Genomic DNA, 17,177 nt, shown 5'->3' on the forward strand with positions numbered 1-17,177 from the left:
ATTTGACGAAGGGATGATGGCGTGAAGATTTATCTGGTCGGTGGTGCTGTTCGGGATGCATTGTTAGGGCTACCGGTCAAAGACAGAGATTGGGTGGTGGTCGGCAGTACGCCACAGGAGATGCTCGACGCGGGCTACCAGCAGGTAGGCCGCGATTTTCCTGTTTTTCTGCATCCGCAAACGCATGAAGAGTATGCGCTGGCACGTACTGAACGGAAATCCGGTTCCGGTTACACCGGTTTTACCTGCTATGCCGCACCGGATGTCACGCTGGAAGATGATCTTAAGCGTCGCGATCTGACCATTAATGCGCTGGCCCAGGACGATAACGGCGAGATTATCGACCCGTACAACGGTCTGGGCGATCTGCAAAATCGTCTGTTGCGCCATGTTTCCCCCGCTTTTGGCGAAGATCCGTTACGCGTATTGCGCGTGGCGCGTTTTGCTGCGCGTTATGCCCACCTCGGTTTTCGTATTGCCGATGAAACTCTGGCACTGATGCGCGAGATGACCCATGCGGGTGAACTGGAACACCTGACGCCTGAACGGGTATGGAAAGAGACGGAAAGCGCCCTCACCACCCGCAATCCCCAGGTGTTCTTCCAGGTACTGCGCGATTGTGGTGCACTACGCGTTTTATTCCCGGAAATTGACGCCCTGTTTGGCGTTCCGGCCCCTGCCAGGTGGCATCCGGAAATCGACACCGGTATTCACACCTTAATGACGCTCTCAATGGCGGCGATGCTAAGTCCGCAGGTCGATGTCCGTTTCGCAACTTTATGCCACGATCTCGGTAAAGGACTGACGCCACCAGAACTTTGGCCGCGTCATCATGGTCATGGCCCGGCGGGTGTTAAGTTAGTGGAACAACTCTGTCAGCGTCTGCGCGTGCCAAATGAAATTCGCGATTTAGCCAGACTGGTGGCTGAGTTTCACGATCTCATCCACACCTTCCCAATGCTGAACCCAAAAACCATCGTCAAATTGTTTGATTCCATCGACGCCTGGCGTAAACCGCAGCGTGTCGAGCAACTGGCGCTGACCAGCGAGGCTGATGTGCGCGGCAGAACCGGTTTTGAATCAGCGGACTACCCGCAAGGCCGCTGGTTGCGCGAAGCCTGGGAAGTGGCACAGTCAGTGCCGACAAAAGCCGTCGTTGAAGCGGGATTTAAAGGTGCGGAGATTCGCGAGGAGCTGACCCGACGGCGGATTGCGGCGGTAGCCAGCTGGAAGGAACAACGTTGTCCAAAGCCTGATTAAGCACTTGAATTTCAATTTATTGCAAACACCGGCCAGGTCGGATAAGACGCACAAGCGTCATATCCGACACTATTCCTCAATCAAAAGAACACGACATACACCGCAGCCGCCACAATAAAGCGATAAATGGCGAACGGGATAAACGAAATGCGCTTAATCAATTGCAGGAAGGTTTTAATCGCTATCAGCGCCACCACAAAAGCGGTGATAAACCCAACGGCAAACATCGGGATATCGCCGGTTGTCAGGAAGCCCCAGCTTTTGTAGAGATCGAGCGCCGTTGCGCCCATCATCATCGGCACCGCCAGCAGGAACGAAAACTCGGAAGCAGCGTAACGGCTCACCCCCATCAGCATCCCACCTGAAATGGTCGCCCCGGAACGGGAGAAACCCGGCCACAGCGCCAGACACTGGAAACAGCCAATCATAAACGCCTGACGATAGGTCATATCATCAAGACCCGGCGCACGCGGCTCTTTCGGCTTCAGGCATTCAGCGGCAATCAGCAACAGACCGCCAACGACCAGTGCATACATCACATTTATCGGGTTAAACAATGATTTAATCGTGTCGTGGAACAATAGCCCCAGTACTACCGCTGGGATCATGCCAAGCAGAATGTGGATCAGCGTTAAACGGCCTTTGCTTTCTCCTTCGTGCTGCAACGGGCGACCAAAGTGAATACCAATAAGGCCAAACAGACGTCGCCAGAACATGACAACCACTGCCAGAATTGATCCTAACTGGATCACGACTTCAAAGGTTTTCGCCGTGTCGCCCTCAAACCCCAACAAGTGACCGACAATAATCATATGGCCCGTGCTGGATACCGGCAGAAATTCTGTCAATCCTTCGACCACACCCAATATTGCCGCTATCAGCAGCGAGTGCATATCGCTCATCAATAAACCCCTAAATTATAAAAATGTAACGCTTGTCCGAACTACTGCAGTATGACCAGGTTATAACCGTTTGGTTTAACAGCTGTAAAATTAATTATTTTCTTTCAGATTATTGCCACGCTCAATGATGACGCCAACATTCGCCGCCCGCGCCACTGCGCCTGGCTTGCTGAGTTTGATACGCACCCACGGCGAGTTGAAGCGTGCTAACAGCAGCTCCGCCACCTCTTCCGCCACACGTTCCACCAGCGCAAAACGCGCCCCCTCGACGTGGCTGACTACCGTTTCTGCAATGTCAGCGTAACTGAGGCAATCCGCCACATCATCACTTTTCGCCGCTTTACGGTTATCCCACGCCATTTCGATATCGAACACTAACTTCTGTTCGATGGTCTGTTCCCAGTCGTAAACACCAATGGTGGTGATTACCGAAAGTTGCTCTATAAATACAATATCCATCACGTCCTGCCTGCTTTTTGGCTAACCGGATACCACTTCCGGCGAAATGTGCGTATTATCCACAGATTCATCGTTGAAAACTAATTTTCAAAACGGAACAGCTTATGAGTGCAATCGCGCCTGGAATGATCCTCATCGCGTACCTCTGCGGCTCCATTTCCAGTGCCATTCTGGTTTGCCGCTTGTGTGGGCTGCCCGATCCGCGAACCAGCGGCTCCGGCAATCCAGGCGCAACCAATGTGTTACGTATCGGTGGCAAGGGAGCAGCCGTAGCAGTGCTGATCTTTGACGTTCTGAAAGGAATGTTACCTGTCTGGGGGGCATATGAATTAGGTGTCAGCCCCTTTTGGCTAGGCTTAATTGCCATCGCCGCCTGTCTTGGACACATCTGGCCCGTTTTCTTCGGTTTTAAAGGAGGAAAAGGCGTTGCTACCGCTTTTGGTGCCATCGCACCAATTGGCTGGGATCTTACCGGAGTAATGGCGGGAACCTGGTTACTGACCGTGCTATTGAGCGGATATTCGTCGCTGGGAGCGATTGTCAGTGCACTGATTGCTCCGTTTTATGTCTGGTGGTTTAAGCCACAATTCACCTTCCCGGTTTCGATGCTCTCTTGCCTGATCCTGCTGCGTCATCATGACAACATCCAGCGTCTGTGGCGTCGTCAGGAGACAAAAATCTGGACGAAATTCAAAAGAAAGCGCGAAAAGGATCCTGAGTGATTTTTCGCGAGTCTACATAACCTGATAGCCTTCGTCGGGCTTGCCCAGCCGTTGCTGGCACCATGCCGCCAGAAATTCCACGCAGACACGTAATTTCATGCTGCGATAGAGCGGCTCCCGGTAAACAGCCCAGATATTGGCGCTTTGTGCATACTCCGGCAATACTCGCACCAGTTTGCCACTCTCCAGAAACGGCAACACATCCCACTCGGAACGCAACATAATCCCTTTGCCCTCCAGCGCCCATTGCAACACTATCTCGCCGCTATTGGAGGAAAGATGTCCGCTTACCTTCACCGATTTTTTCTCCTGACCGTTCCCCAACTCCCATATTCCGTGGGTCATATCGCGCTCTTTGGTCACCAGGCAGTCATGACGACTTAATTCCTGTAAGGATTGTGGCCTCGGATATTTTTGCAGATACTCAGGTGCTGCGCATAATATTCTTTTATTTTTTGTCAAAAGATGCGCAATATAATAATCAGGAATTGCGTCATTAATACGAATATCCAGATCAATATTATCCTGCACTAAATCAATTTGTCGATCGAACAATTCAAAATGCACCTGTAACTCAGGATAATTGCGCATCAGTTCGGTAATAGCTGGCGCAATATGGCTGCGCCCAAAACCAAAACTGCAACCAATGCGGATCATCCCCTCCGGGCGCGTTTTGATTTGCGTGACGTCATCGACCAGTCGCTGATATTGGGTGAGGATTTCCAGCGCATGTTCGTAACAACGCTGGCCACTTTCAGTCAGCGCCACGCCGCGAGCGGAGCGGTTCAGCAGAGTTGTTGCCAGCGTATTTTCAAGGATTTGGATCCGCTTGGTGACAAATGCAGGCGTTTGCCCAAGCGTCGCCGCTGCAGCACTAAAACTCCCGCTATGGACGATTTCCACCAGTACCTGCAAGTCTTTGGCTAAAGGCCAGCTATTTAGCATTGTTAAATATCCGCAGTTTTGATAAACGCAGTGTATTTCGCAAAACATTACCATTCCCTGCTCTGGCGCAATATTCGTTCTTATTTTCGCGTTGATTCACGAACTGTTAATTACATATTCACGGTGGCAAAAAATATAAAACCACATTTTTAGTGGTAGTTTGTGGCGGTGAATTTTTCCAGACAAATACATAAACTGGAGTTGCCATGATGAGCGAAAGTAATAAGCAACAGGCAGTGAATAAGTTGACGGAGATTGTCGCTAACTTTACCGCCATGATTTCTACCCGAATGCCTGATGACGTGGTGGATAAACTAAAACAGCTAAAGGATGCCGAAACGTCGTCGATGGGGAAAATTATCTACCATACGATGTTCGACAACATGCAAAAAGCGATTGACCTGAATCGTCCTGCCTGTCAGGACACCGGGGAGATTATGTTCTTCGTTAAAGTCGGTTCCCGCTTCCCACTGCTTGGCGAGCTGCAAAGCATACTCAAACAAGCCGTGGAAGAGGCAACCGTCAAAGCGCCACTGCGTCACAATGCGGTAGAAATTTTTGACGAAGTAAATACCGGCAAAAATACCGGTAGCGGCGTACCGTGGGTCACCTGGGACATCATCCACGACAATGACGATGCGGAAATCGAAGTTTACATGGCAGGCGGCGGCTGCACGCTACCAGGCCGCTCGAAAGTGTTAATGCCGTCAGAAGGCTACGAAGGCGTAGTGAAATTCGTCTTCGAAAATATCTCCACCCTCGCCGTAAACGCCTGTCCACCGGTACTGGTGGGCGTGGGCATCGCCACCTCGGTGGAAACCGCCGCCGTGCTCTCGCGAAAAGCCATTTTGCGCCCGATTGGCAGCCGCCATCCAAATCCAAAAGCGGCAGAGCTGGAAGTACGCCTGGAAGAAGGACTCAACCGTCTGGGGATTGGTCCACAAGGGCTGACTGGCAACAGTTCAGTGATGGGCGTGCATATCGAATCTGCCGCCCGCCATCCGTCAACCATCGGCGTTGCTGTTTCTACAGGCTGCTGGGCGCATCGTCGCGGCACACTGCTGGTTCATGCCGATCTCTCCTTTGAAAATCTGTCTCACACCCGGAGCGCGTTATGAAAAAGATCCTGACAACCCCGATCAAAGCTGAAGATCTGCAAGATATTCGCGTCGGCGATGTGATCTACCTGACCGGTACGCTGGTGACCTGCCGTGACGTTTGTCACCGCCGCTTGATCGAACTGAAACGTCCGATCCCTTACGATCTCAACGGCAAAGCGATTTTCCACGCTGGCCCCATCGTGCGCAAAAACGGCGACAAATGGGAGATGGTTTCCGTCGGTCCGACAACCAGTATGCGTATGGAAAGTTTTGAACGTGAATTTATCGAACAGACCGGCGTGAAACTGGTGGTCGGCAAAGGCGGAATGGGGCCGCTGACCGAAGAAGGCTGCCAGAAATTCAAGGCGCTGCATGTGATTTTCCCGGCAGGCTGCGCAGTACTGGCGGCAACCCAGGTGGAAGAGATTGAAGAGGTGCACTGGACAGAACTCGGGATGCCGGAGTCGCTGTGGGTCTGCCGGGTCAAAGAGTTCGGTCCGCTGATTGTCTCTATTGATACCCACGGCAACAACCTGATAGCCGAAAACAAAAAGCTGTTCGCCGAACGCCGCGATCCCATCGTGGAAGAGATTTGCGAGCACGTCCACTACATCAAATAACCCTCCCGGAGAGGCTCACCCCCTCTCCTTTTTCGCAGGCATAACACGATGAAACCTTCCACTGAATGGTGGCGATACCTTGCGCCGCTGGCGGTCATCGCCATTATTGCTCTAATTCCGGTTCCCGCAGGGCTGGAGAGTCATACCTGGCTCTACTTTGCCGTTTTTACTGGCGTGATCGTTGGACTGATCCTCGAACCCGTGCCGGGTGCCGTGGTGGCGATGGTGGGTATCTCCATTATCGCCATTCTCTCGCCGTGGCTGCTGTTTAGCCCGGAGCAGCTCGCCCAGCCAGGTTTTAAGTTCACCGCCAAATCCCTCTCCTGGGCGGTTTCTGGTTTTTCTAATTCGGTTATCTGGCTGATTTTCGCCGCCTTTATGTTTGGCACAGGCTATGAAAAAACCGGGCTGGGGCGACGTATCGCGCTGATTCTGGTGAAAAAGATGGGGCATCGTACGCTGTTTCTCGGCTATGCGGTGATGTTCTCCGAGCTGATCCTGGCACCTGTAACACCGTCCAACTCGGCGCGCGGTGCGGGGATTATCTATCCCATCATCCGTAACCTGCCACCGCTCTATCAATCACAACCAAACGACAGCAGTTCGCGCAGCATTGGCTCGTACATCATGTGGATGGGGATTGTTGCCGACTGCGTGACCAGCGCCATTTTCCTGACGGCGATGGCACCTAACTTGCTGTTAATTGGCCTGATGAAAAGCGCATCTCACGCCACACTGAGTTGGGGCGACTGGTTCCTCGGGATGTTGCCGCTCAGTATTTTACTGGTTCTGCTGGTTCCCTGGCTGGCTTACGTGCTGTACCCGCCGGTACTGAAGTCTGGTGATCAGGTGCCGCGCTGGGCAGAGACGGAACTGCAGGCAATGGGCCCGCTCTGTTCTCGTGAAAAACGGATGCTGGGGCTGATGGTAGGCGCACTGGTGCTGTGGATTTTCGGCGGTGATTATATCGATGCCGCGATGGTCGGTTACAGCGTGGTGGCACTGATGCTGCTTCTGCGCATTATCAGTTGGGACGACATTGTCAGTAATAAAGCGGCGTGGAACGTTTTCTTCTGGCTGGCCTCGCTTATCACCCTCGCTACCGGACTCAACAACACCGGTTTTATTAGCTGGTTTGGCAAACTGTTAGCAGGCAGCTTAAGTGGTTATTCGCCGACGATGGTGATGGTGGCGTTGATTGTGGTGTTTTATCTACTGCGCTACTTCTTTGCCAGCGCCACGGCGTATACCTCGGCCCTCGCGCCGATGATGATTGCCGCCGCGCTGGCGATGTCCGAAATCCCGCTGCCGGTGTTCTGCCTGATGGTTGGCGCGGCAATTGGTCTGGGGAGCATTCTTACGCCATACGCCACCGGACCCAGTCCGATTTACTACGGTAGTGGTTATCTGCCAACGGTGGATTACTGGCGACTGGGGGCAATTTTTGGGCTGATATTCCTCGTGTTGCTGGTGATTACCGGCTTACTGTGGATGCCCATGGTGTTGCTTTAAGTGAGGACGGTGCCGGAAGTGACTCTCCGGCACCCAATAGTTTTACGCAGCCGGTAACTCCGCCAGCGGCCAGCGCGGACGCACGCTAACGCCGAGATCCGCCGTCGCGCCTGCTTTAAACCGCACCATTCCGGCATAGGCGATCATCGCGCCGTTATCAGTACAAAATTCCGGACGCGCGTAGAACACTTCGCCACGGCGTTTTTTCATCATTTCAGCCAGCTTCGCCCGTAACGTGCGGTTAGCACTCACGCCGCCTGCCATTACCAGTCGCTTAAAGCCCGTCTGATCCAGCGCTCGCTTACACTTAATCATCAACGTATCGACCACCGCATCTTCAAAGGCGCGGGCGATATCAGCACGCGTCTGGTCGTCGGTGCCGTTATCACGAATGGTATTTGCCGCGAAGGTTTTCAGACCAGAAAAGCTGAAATCCAGCCCTGGACGGTCGGTCATCGGGCGCGGGAAGACAAAGCGCCCGGCTGTACCCTGAGCCGCCATTTTCGACAATAACGGCCCGCCAGGATAATCCAGCCCCAGCAGCTTCGCGGTTTTATCAAACGCTTCACCAGCCGCATCATCGATAGACTCTCCGAGCAGCTCGTACTGACCAATGCCAGTCACGCTGATTAACTGCGTATGACCGCCGGAAACCAGCAGCGCGACAAACGGAAATTCCGGCGGGTTATCTTCCAGCATCGGCGCTAACAGATGTCCTTCCATATGGTGTACCGGGATCGCAGGAACGTCCCAGGCAAACGCCAGAGAACGCCCCACGGTCGCGCCAACCAGCAGCGCGCCGACTAATCCAGGGCCTGCGGTATAGGCCACAGCATCAATGTCTTTTGCCGTTAAACCGGACTCTTTCAGCGCCGCCTGAATCAACGGTACGGTTTTACGCACGTGATCGCGGGAGGCCAGTTCAGGCACGACGCCGCCGTAGTCAGCGTGCAATTTCACCTGACTATACAATTGGTTGGCTAACAAACCTTTTTCATCGTCGTAAATGGCGATGCCGGTTTCATCGCAGGAAGTTTCAATACCCAGTACACGCATGACTTGTTTTACCTCGCTTTATTACCGCGCAGTGTAGGACCAATGCGGGTTGATGTAAAACTTTGTTCGCCCCTGGAGAAAGCCTCGTGTATACTCCTCACCCTTATAAAAGTCCCTTTCAAAAAAGGCCGCGGTGCTTTACAAAGCAGCAGCAATTGCAGTAAAATTCCGCACCATTTTGAAATAAGCTGGCGTTGATGCCAGCGGCAAACCGAATTAATCAAAGGTGAGAGGCACATGCCGGTAATTAAAGTACGTGAAAACGAGCCGTTCGACGTAGCTCTGCGTCGCTTCAAGCGTTCCTGCGAAAAAGCAGGTGTTCTGGCGGAAGTTCGTCGTCGTGAGTTCTATGAAAAACCGACTACCGAACGTAAGCGCGCTAAAGCTTCTGCAGTGAAACGTCACGCGAAGAAACTGGCTCGCGAAAACGCACGCCGCACTCGTCTGTACTAATTCCCCGAGAGCGTTGCTCTCCGATCAGACCGAGTTGTAGTTGTAAGGCCGTGCTTCCGAAAGGAATGCGCGGCTTATTTTCGTTTATGAATTGCTAAAAATCGGGGCCTATGGCTGGACGAATCCCACGCGTATTCATTAATGATCTGCTGGCACGCACTGACATCGTCGATCTGATCGATGCCCGTGTGAAGCTGAAAAAGCAGGGCAAGAATTTCCACGCGTGTTGTCCATTCCACAACGAGAAAACCCCATCATTCACCGTTAACGGTGAGAAACAGTTTTACCACTGCTTTGGATGTGGCGCGCACGGCAACGCGATCGACTTCTTGATGAACTACGACAAGCTTGAGTTCGTCGAAACGGTCGAAGAGCTGGCAGCAATGCACAATCTTGAAGTGCCATTTGAAGCAGGTAGCGGCCCCAGCCAGATCGAGCGCCATCAACGACAAACGCTTTATCAGTTGATGGACGGTCTGAATACGTTTTACCAACAATCTTTACAGCAACCTGTTGCCACGTCTGCGCGCCAGTATCTGGAAAAACGCGGATTAAGCCACGAGGTTATCGCCCGCTTTGCGATTGGTTTTGCGCCCCCCGGCTGGGACAACGTCCTGAAGCGGTTTGGCGGCAATCCAGAAAATCGCCAGTCATTGATTGATGCGGGGATGTTGGTCACTAACGATCAGGGTCGCAGTTACGATCGTTTCCGCGAGCGGGTAATGTTCCCCATTCGTGATAAACGCGGTCGGGTGATTGGTTTTGGCGGACGCGTGCTGGGCAACGATACCCCCAAATACCTGAACTCGCCGGAAACAGACATTTTCCATAAAGGCCGCCAGCTTTACGGTCTTTATGAAGCGCAGCAGGATAACGCTGAACCCAATCGTCTGCTTGTGGTCGAAGGCTATATGGACGTGGTGGCGCTGGCGCAATACGGTATTAATTACGCCGTTGCGTCGTTAGGTACGTCAACCACCGCCGATCACATACAACTGTTGTTCCGCGCGACCAACAATGTCATTTGCTGTTATGACGGCGACCGTGCAGGCCGCGATGCCGCATGGCGAGCGCTGGAAACGGCGTTGCCTTACATGACAGACGGTCGTCAGCTACGCTTTATGTTTTTGCCGGATGGCGAAGACCCTGACACGCTGGTACGAAAAGAAGGTAAAGAAGCGTTTGAAGCGCGGATGGAGCAGGCGATGCCACTCTCCGCATTTCTGTTTAACAGTCTGATGCCGCAAGTTGATCTGAGTACCCCTGACGGGCGCGCACGTTTGAGTACGCTGGCACTGCCATTGATATCGCAAGTGCCGGGCGAAACGCTGCGAATATATCTTCGTCAGGAATTAGGCAACAAATTAGGCATACTTGATGACAGCCAGCTTGAACGATTAATGCCAAAAGCGGCAGAGAGCGGCGTTTCTCGCCCTGTTCCGCAGCTAAAACGCACGACCATGCGTATACTTATAGGGTTGCTGGTGCAAAATCCAGAATTAGCGACGTTGGTCCCGCCGCTTGAGAATCTGGATGAAAATAAGCTCCCTGGACTTGGCTTATTCAGAGAACTGGTCAACACTTGTCTCTCCCAGCCAGGTCTGACCACCGGGCAACTTTTAGAGCACTATCGTGGTACAAATAATGCTGCCACCCTTGAAAAACTATCGATGTGGGACGATATAGCAGATAAGAATATTGCTGAGCAAACCTTCACCGACTCACTCAACCATATGTTTGATTCGCTGCTTGAACTGCGCCAGGAAGAGTTAATCGCTCGTGAGCGCACGCATGGTTTAAGCAACGAAGAACGCCTGGAGCTCTGGACATTAAACCAGGAGCTGGCGAAAAAGTGATTTAACGGCTTAAGTGCCGAAGAGCAATCGGGAAGCCCCCGACAGCCGCACTGAGAGGCAGCGGCAAATATATAAGTACGCCCTCGTAATTATCGTTGGCGGTAAACAACCGTTGGATTTCAGCGTTAACGGCTGAAGGACATCGGGTCAATCGCCCAACACCAACCTCATGAAATAAGTGTGGATACCGTCTTATGGAGCAAAACCCGCAGTCACAGCTGAAACTTCTTGTCACCCGTGGTAAGGAGCAAGGCTATCTGACCTATGCCGAGGTCAATGACCATCTGCCGGAAGATATCGTCGATTCAGATCAGATCGAAGACATCATCCAAATGATCAACGACATGGGCATTCAGGTGATGGAAGAAGCACCGGATGCCGATGATCTGATGCTGGCTGAAAACACCGCGGACGAAGATGCTGCCGAAGCCGCCGCGCAGGTGCTTTCCAGCGTGGAATCTGAAATCGGGCGCACGACTGACCCGGTACGCATGTACATGCGTGAAATGGGCACCGTTGAACTGTTGACCCGCGAAGGCGAAATTGACATCGCTAAGCGTATTGAAGACGGGATCAACCAGGTTCAATGCTCCGTTGCTGAATATCCGGAAGCGATCACCTATCTGCTGGAACAGTACGATCGTGTTGAAGCAGAAGAAGCGCGTCTGTCCGATCTGATCACCGGCTTTGTTGACCCGAACGCAGAAGAAGATCTGGCACCTACCGCCACTCACGTCGGTTCTGAGCTTTCCCAGGAAGATCTGGACGATGACGAAGATGAAGACGAAGAAGATGGCGATGACGACAGCGCCGATGATGACAACAGCATCGACCCGGAACTGGCTCGCGAAAAATTTGCGGAACTGCGCGCTCAGTACGTTGTAACGCGTGACACCATCAAAGCGAAAGGTCGCAGTCACGCTGCCGCTCAGGAAGAGATCCTGAAACTGTCTGAAGTATTCAAACAGTTCCGCCTGGTGCCGAAGCAGTTTGACTACCTGGTCAACAGCATGCGCGTCATGATGGACCGCGTTCGTACGCAAGAACGTCTGATCATGAAGCTCTGCGTTGAGCAGTGCAAAATGCCGAAGAAAAACTTCATTACCCTGTTTACCGGCAACGAAACCAGCGATACCTGGTTCAACGCGGCAATTGCAATGAACAAGCCGTGGTCGGAAAAACTGCACGATGTCTCTGAAGAAGTGCATCGCGCCCTGCAGAAACTGCAGCAGATTGAAGAAGAAACCGGCCTGACCATCGAGCAGGTTAAAGATATCAACCGTCGTATGTCCATCGGTGAAGCGAAAGCCCGCCGTGCGAAGAAAGAGATGGTTGAAGCGAACTTACGTCTGGTTATTTCTATCGCCAAGAAATACACCAACCGTGGCTTGCAGTTCCTTGACCTGATTCAGGAAGGCAACATCGGTCTGATGAAAGCGGTTGATAAATTCGAATACCGCCGTGGTTACAAGTTCTCCACCTACGCAACCTGGTGGATCCGTCAGGCGATCACCCGCTCTATCGCGGATCAGGCGCGCACCATCCGTATTCCGGTGCATATGATTGAGACTATCAACAAACTCAACCGTATTTCTCGCCAGATGCTGCAAGAGATGGGCCGCGAGCCGACGCCGGAAGAACTGGCTGAACGTATGCTTATGCCGGAAGATAAGATCCGCAAAGTGCTGAAGATCGCCAAAGAGCCAATCTCCATGGAAACGCCGATCGGTGATGATGAAGATTCGCATCTGGGGGATTTCATCGAGGATACCACCCTCGAGCTGCCGCTGGATTCTGCGACCACCGAAAGCCTGCGTGCGGCAACGCACGACGTGCTGGCTGGCCTGACCGCGCGTGAAGCAAAAGTTCTGCGTATGCGTTTCGGTATCGATATGAACACCGACCACACGCTGGAAGAAGTGGGTAAACAGTTCGACGTTACCCGCGAACGTATCCGTCAGATCGAAGCGAAGGCGCTGCGCAAACTGCGTCACCCGAGCCGTTCTGAAGTGCTGCGTAGCTTCCTGGACGATTAATCGGTAGGCCGGATCAGGCGTTACGCCGCACCCGGCACTAGGCCCTCTGCACAAACGCCACCTTTTCGGTGGCGTTTTTTATCGCCCACGCACTACCAGCGCCTGGTCCAGCTCGCGATACGCTTCAACCAGTTTCTCCAGTGAAACGCGACTTAAACCACTGGGATTTGGCAGCACCCAAATCTGCGTCGAACCAATGGTGAGCGTTTGTTTCCCCCACTGTGCACCGCGCTGGCTGAATCCCTGTTCATATGCTTGTTTGCCCAGAATCGCCAACGCCTGTGGCTGATAATCTTCTATTTTTTCAATTAGCTTACGCCCGCCTGCGTGCAGCTCCTGCTTTGAAACTTCATTGGCTTGCACCGTTGGACGGTCTACCAGTTTGGTGACGCCACAACGATAATCCAGCAGATGCTGTGCCTCCTGCGGCTTCAACTGACGGTCGGTAAACCCGGCCTGATATATCACCTTCCAGAAGCGATTTGCCGGATGAGCAAAGGGAAAACCAGTCCCGGCGGATGAAAGCCCAGGGTTGATACCGCAAAACACGACCCGTAACCCTGGAGCCAAAATATCCTCAACCATATTTACTCCTTTCTAACATCACCAGGAAAAGTATAACGGATTGAAAATACATTGTTTATAAAAACAGCAGGCGCGCGGTAATGGCTGGATTGCGACACGGAGTTACTTTATAATCCGCTACCATGGCCCCTTAGCTCAGTGGTTAGAGCAGGCGACTCATAATCGCTTGGTCGCTGGTTCAAGTCCAGCAGGGGCCACCAGATATAGCAAAGGCTGACGAGAAATCGTCAGCCTTTTTCTTTTTATATATCAGTTACTTTGCGTGCCAGTAAGCCGCTGCACGTACCCGCTGTGGATCATACTGTTCCGCTTCAAAGCGGCGGCTTAAATTCTTAACGACTTTGCCTTCGCCGGTTATCCAGATGAAGTAATCATCGGCAGGGATTTGCATCTGCGCCAGACGCGCATCTACCGCCTGCTCATCATGTGCCAGCCATTCGATATTAAAACCATCAAGGTGCGCGAGATAATCCTGACAGGCGTGATCTCGCACGCTAACCAGCGCGCTAACTTGCGGTTTAACAGCAAGTTTGCTCAACGTTTCCAGGCGGCGGCGCAGTGCGGGCATTCCGGATTCATCGCAGACATACAGCTGATACGCGTAATCCTCTGGCATCACCAGCGAACCGCGCGGACCTGCCACCGTGAGTTTATCGCCCGGTTGCGCCTGCATTGCCCAGCTGCTGGCGACGCCACCTTCGTGAATAAAGAAATCAATCGCCAGTTCATGGCGTAGTTCGTCATACAGCGGCGTATAGTCACGCGACGGTGGGCGTGGTCCTTCCGGCCAGACGATGCCCTCTTCCGTTACCGTTGGCGGCACAAAGTGAGCATCAGATTGAGGAAAGAAGAGTTTGCTGTGATCGTCAAAGCCGCGCGATGTAAAACCGTCCAGCGCCTCGCCGCCAAGGACAATGCGCTGAAAACCGGCGCTAATACGCTCAGCGCGTAGCACAGTCAGTTCACGGAAGCGCAGATCATTGCGAACGCGCTGCGGGTAGCGGGGGGAGTTATTCATTGTTATCGCCTTCGTGATAGTAATCAGATATATCTAAATAAATTTCGCAAATGATAATGATTGTTAATCATGATAAATGCAAGCGATTTGTAGAACTGATATATCTGAAGTATGAGAAGACATTCAGCGTCGTAGCAAGGCTGTTGGATGCGGCGTGAACGAATTATCCGGCCTGGATGTGAGGTGTATTCACGTTTAAAAATCATTTTTATACTTGCAAAAGCGCTCATATCAGATATAAATTAGATATATCTAATTAAGCAAAAGGAGGCTGATATGAGCCATCATCACGAAGGGTGTTGTAAACATGAAGGCCAGCCACGCCATGAAGGCTGCTGCAAAGGTGAGAAGTCAGAACATGAGCACTGCGGACACGGTCACCAGCATGAACACGGTCAATGCTGCGGTGGTCGCCACGGTCGCGGCGGCGGTCGTCGGCAGCGTTTCTTTGGTCACGGTGAATTGCGTCTGGTGATTCTGGATATTCTCTCGCGCGATGACAGCCACGGTTACGAATTGATTAAAGCGATTGAGAATCTAACCCAGGGGAATTACACCCCAAGCCCGGGTGTCATCTACCCGACGCTGGATTTTCTGCAGGAGCAGTCGCTGATTACCATCCGCGAAGAGGAAGGTGGTAAGAAGCAGATTGCGTTGACCGAACAGGGCGCGCAGTGGCTGGAAGAAAACCGCGAACAGGTGGAGATGATCGAAGAACGCATCAAAGCGCGTTGCGTTGGTGCTGCACTCCGCCAGAACCCGCAAATGAAGCGGGCGCTGGATAATTTTAAAGCGGTGCTGGATTTACGCGTCAACCAGAGCGATATCACTGATGCACAAATAAAAAAGATCATTGCGGTGATCGACCGCGCCGCTTTTGATATTACGCAACTGGATTAATCACCGATTGCCGGATGTGGCGTGCCCTACCCCCCCGTAGGCCTGATAAGATGCGCCGCATCGCATCAGGCATTGTGCGCCAACCGCCGGATGCGGCATATCGATTAATGCAGCACCGTCACCGCGTCTTCCAGTCGGCTGGCGCGGTGTTTTACCATCGCCGACACCTGCGCACTCTCTTCCACCAGCTCGGCATTTTTCTGGGTGATGAGGTTAAGCTCATCCACTGCACGGGTCAGGCTGGAAAGCCCATCGGCCTGTTCCAGCGTTGAATGGCTAATCTGGGCGATCAACTGGGTGACGTTTTTCACCTGTGCCACAATATCTTCCATCGTCCGTCCGGCTGCGTGTACCTGCTGCGAACCGGATTGCACCTTATCAGCACTGGCATCGATCAGCTTGCGAATATCGTTGGCGGCACTGGCGCTGCGGCTGGCTAAATGACGCACTTCCCCTGCCACCACTGCAAAACCTTTGCCTTGTTCGCCGGCTCGTGCCGCTTCCACCGCCGCATTCAGGGCCAGTATATTGGTCTGAAACGCAATATCGTTAATCAGCGAAGTAATGGTGCCAATGCGCTGGGTACTGTCGGCGATATCGTCCATTGTCTTGATCACCGTGGTCATCGCCTCCCCGCCCTGCACTGCCGCATTACTGGCGGTGATAGAAAGTTTATCGGCAGCCGACGCCGTGGCAGAGTTCTGTTTCACCGACGCCGCCATTTGGTTCATGGTCGCCACCGTTTGCTGAACGTTATCAACTGTCTGCTGGGTATGTTCGTTCAGTTCATCGGTACCTTTCGCCAGCGTCTCACTGCCGTTTCTGACACTGGACACCTGGCTTGAGACATCGTTAATTAGCCAACGGCACATCAGGCCAAGCTGCCCTACCGCGCGTAATGTCAGCCCCAGCTCATCGCTGCGATTCAGATGCTCAACACTATTACGCTCTCCGGTCGCCACCTTCAGTGCCTGACGGGCGACATTTTCTATCGGGCGGACAATCTGCCATTCAAAACAGGCGCTTGCCAACAATACCACTAACGCACAGAGGATATACGTCACCACCGGGGCAGCAACAAACCAAAGCATGACCGCCAGCAAGATAAACATCAGGGTCATCACGCCACGCGCCCGCCAGCGAAGCGGTAATGAAGGCAGTTTCCCCAGCCAGCCTTTACGCACCACCAGGCCTTTATGAATACGCTTACTGGTACGTCCGGCGTTCAACGCTTTGTACAGCGGCTCCACCGCCGCGATCTCTTCATCCGTCGCCCGGGTACGAATCGACATATAGCCACTGATTTTTCCCTCGCGCACCATCGGTACCGCATTGGCCCGCACCCAATAATGGTCGCCATTTTTGCGGCGATTTTTCACGATGCCGCTCCAGGGCTCCCCTTTTTTCAGGGTGAACCACATATCCGCAAACGCCGCTTTTGGCATATCCGGGTGACGCACCATGTTGTGCGGCTGCCCTTGTAACTCTTGCAAGGTATAGCCGCTCACCTGCACAAAAGTGTCATTAGCATGAGTGATATAGCTTTGCAGATCGGTAGTGGACATCAGAGTGGTATCGTCCGCCAGCGGGGTATTTTGCTGGGTGACATACGGATGAGAAGACATGTTCGCGTCCTGTGCAGGTTATATGGTTGTTAACTTCTTGTCAGAGTTTATGTCGGCCCCGCTGCGGTTATCTTTAACTGATTAATTTGATTTAGATCGCAATTTGCGATTAAAGCATAAATCTAATC

Annotated in this window: 16 protein-coding genes and 1 tRNA gene; 10 read left to right on the top strand and 7 right to left on the bottom strand. The window is 52.8% G+C overall.

Going from position 1 to position 17,177, the window contains the following annotated elements:
- Window positions 1-21 precede the first annotated feature (21 nt).
- Complete coding sequence (gene cca, locus ACJHYR_RS04820; protein WP_000708490.1) at window positions 22-1,260, top strand: fused tRNA nucleotidyltransferase/2',3'-cyclic phosphodiesterase/2' nucleotidase/phosphatase Cca; 1,239 nt, start codon at window positions 22-24, stop codon at window positions 1,258-1,260.
- Window positions 1,261-1,340: 80 nt separating this feature from the next.
- Here cca and bacA read toward each other — a convergent pair whose 3' ends face one another.
- Together bacA and folB are read right to left on the bottom strand one after the other, a co-directional pair.
- The gene (gene bacA / locus ACJHYR_RS04825; protein WP_001305111.1) at window positions 1,341-2,162 is read right to left on the bottom strand and encodes an undecaprenyl-diphosphate phosphatase; all 822 of its coding nucleotides are present in this window, start codon (window positions 2,160-2,162) and stop codon (window positions 1,341-1,343) included.
- 90 nt (window positions 2,163-2,252) lie between these two features.
- Window positions 2,253-2,621, bottom strand: a complete 369-nt coding sequence (gene folB / locus ACJHYR_RS04830; protein WP_001295541.1) for a bifunctional dihydroneopterin aldolase/7,8-dihydroneopterin epimerase — start codon at window positions 2,619-2,621, stop codon at window positions 2,253-2,255.
- Between the two features lie 104 nt (window positions 2,622-2,725).
- Here folB and plsY point away from each other — a divergent pair, with 104 nt between their 5' ends.
- Window positions 2,726-3,343, top strand: coding sequence for a glycerol-3-phosphate 1-O-acyltransferase PlsY (plsY, locus tag ACJHYR_RS04835; protein ID WP_001272796.1), 618 nt, complete (start codon window positions 2,726-2,728; stop codon window positions 3,341-3,343).
- 12 nt (window positions 3,344-3,355) lie between these two features.
- Here the strand turns inward: plsY and ttdR are convergent, their stop codons facing one another.
- Window positions 3,356-4,288, bottom strand: a complete 933-nt coding sequence (gene ttdR, locus ACJHYR_RS04840; protein WP_001586280.1) for an L-tartrate utilization transcriptional activator TtdR — start codon at window positions 4,286-4,288, stop codon at window positions 3,356-3,358.
- 206 nt (window positions 4,289-4,494) lie between these two features.
- On the opposite strand from ttdR, the gene ttdA reads away from it, so the two are divergent.
- Genes ttdA through ttdT form a run of 3 tightly spaced genes read left to right on the top strand, consistent with a single transcriptional unit; the run spans window position 4,495 to window position 7,520 of the window.
- The gene (gene ttdA / locus ACJHYR_RS04845; RefSeq protein WP_001551674.1) at window positions 4,495-5,406 is read left to right on the top strand and encodes a L(+)-tartrate dehydratase subunit alpha; all 912 of its coding nucleotides are present in this window, start codon (window positions 4,495-4,497) and stop codon (window positions 5,404-5,406) included.
- Window positions 5,403-6,008, top strand: coding sequence for a L(+)-tartrate dehydratase subunit beta (gene ttdB / locus ACJHYR_RS04850; RefSeq protein ID WP_000722957.1), 606 nt, complete (start codon window positions 5,403-5,405; stop codon window positions 6,006-6,008). Before ttdA ends, ttdB begins: the two co-directional genes overlap by 4 nt.
- A gap of 48 nt (window positions 6,009-6,056) precedes the next feature.
- Window positions 6,057-7,520 (top strand): L-tartrate/succinate antiporter, encoded by a 1,464-nt coding sequence (gene ttdT, locus ACJHYR_RS04855; RefSeq protein WP_001586282.1) that lies wholly within the window; start codon window positions 6,057-6,059, stop codon window positions 7,518-7,520.
- A 42-nt stretch (window positions 7,521-7,562) separates the two neighbouring features.
- Here the strand turns inward: ttdT and tsaD are convergent, their stop codons facing one another.
- A complete protein-coding gene (gene tsaD, locus ACJHYR_RS04860; protein ID WP_001264352.1) occupies window positions 7,563-8,576 on the bottom strand; it encodes a tRNA (adenosine(37)-N6)-threonylcarbamoyltransferase complex transferase subunit TsaD in 1,014 nt (337 codons plus the stop codon).
- Window positions 8,577-8,813: 237 nt separating this feature from the next.
- On the opposite strand from tsaD, the gene rpsU reads away from it, so the two are divergent.
- From rpsU to rpoD, 3 genes are all read left to right on the top strand, one after another.
- On the top strand, window positions 8,814-9,029 hold the full coding sequence (rpsU, locus tag ACJHYR_RS04865) for a 30S ribosomal protein S21 (RefSeq protein ID WP_001144069.1): 216 nt from the start codon (window positions 8,814-8,816) through the stop codon (window positions 9,027-9,029).
- 110 nt (window positions 9,030-9,139) lie between these two features.
- Entirely contained in the window at window positions 9,140-10,885 is a 1,746-nt protein-coding gene (dnaG, locus tag ACJHYR_RS04870; protein ID WP_000918827.1) for a DNA primase, read from the top strand.
- Window positions 10,886-11,079: 194 nt separating this feature from the next.
- Window positions 11,080-12,921, top strand: coding sequence for an RNA polymerase sigma factor RpoD (rpoD, locus tag ACJHYR_RS04875; RefSeq protein WP_000437371.1), 1,842 nt, complete (start codon window positions 11,080-11,082; stop codon window positions 12,919-12,921).
- Between the two features lie 78 nt (window positions 12,922-12,999).
- Here rpoD and mug read toward each other — a convergent pair whose 3' ends face one another.
- Window positions 13,000-13,506 (bottom strand): G/U mismatch-specific DNA glycosylase, encoded by a 507-nt coding sequence (mug, locus tag ACJHYR_RS04880; RefSeq protein ID WP_000228937.1) that lies wholly within the window; start codon window positions 13,504-13,506, stop codon window positions 13,000-13,002.
- A gap of 124 nt (window positions 13,507-13,630) precedes the next feature.
- On the opposite strand from mug, the gene ACJHYR_RS04885 reads away from it, so the two are divergent.
- Window positions 13,631-13,706 (top strand) — tRNA-Ile (locus ACJHYR_RS04885).
- Window positions 13,707-13,759: 53 nt separating this feature from the next.
- Here the strand turns inward: ACJHYR_RS04885 and nfeF are convergent.
- On the bottom strand, window positions 13,760-14,524 hold the full coding sequence (gene nfeF / locus ACJHYR_RS04890; RefSeq protein WP_001065878.1) for an NADPH-dependent ferric chelate reductase NfeF: 765 nt from the start codon (window positions 14,522-14,524) through the stop codon (window positions 13,760-13,762).
- 276 nt (window positions 14,525-14,800) lie between these two features.
- Here nfeF and nfeR point away from each other — a divergent pair, with 276 nt between their 5' ends.
- On the top strand, window positions 14,801-15,424 hold the full coding sequence (gene nfeR / locus ACJHYR_RS04895; RefSeq protein WP_000018005.1) for a DNA-binding transcriptional regulator NfeR: 624 nt from the start codon (window positions 14,801-14,803) through the stop codon (window positions 15,422-15,424).
- A gap of 104 nt (window positions 15,425-15,528) precedes the next feature.
- On the opposite strand, the gene aer is transcribed toward nfeR, so the two are convergent.
- Window positions 15,529-17,049: an aerotaxis sensor receptor Aer gene (gene aer, locus ACJHYR_RS04900; protein WP_000094732.1), complete on the bottom strand. Its 1,521-nt coding sequence runs from the start codon at window positions 17,047-17,049 to the stop codon at window positions 15,529-15,531.
- Between the last annotated feature and the right edge of the window lie 128 nt (window positions 17,050-17,177).

The sequence above is a fragment of the Escherichia sp. WS1450 genome, assembly GCF_046487395.1.
GTDB classification, from domain to species: domain Bacteria; phylum Pseudomonadota; class Gammaproteobacteria; order Enterobacterales; family Enterobacteriaceae; genus Escherichia; species Escherichia coli.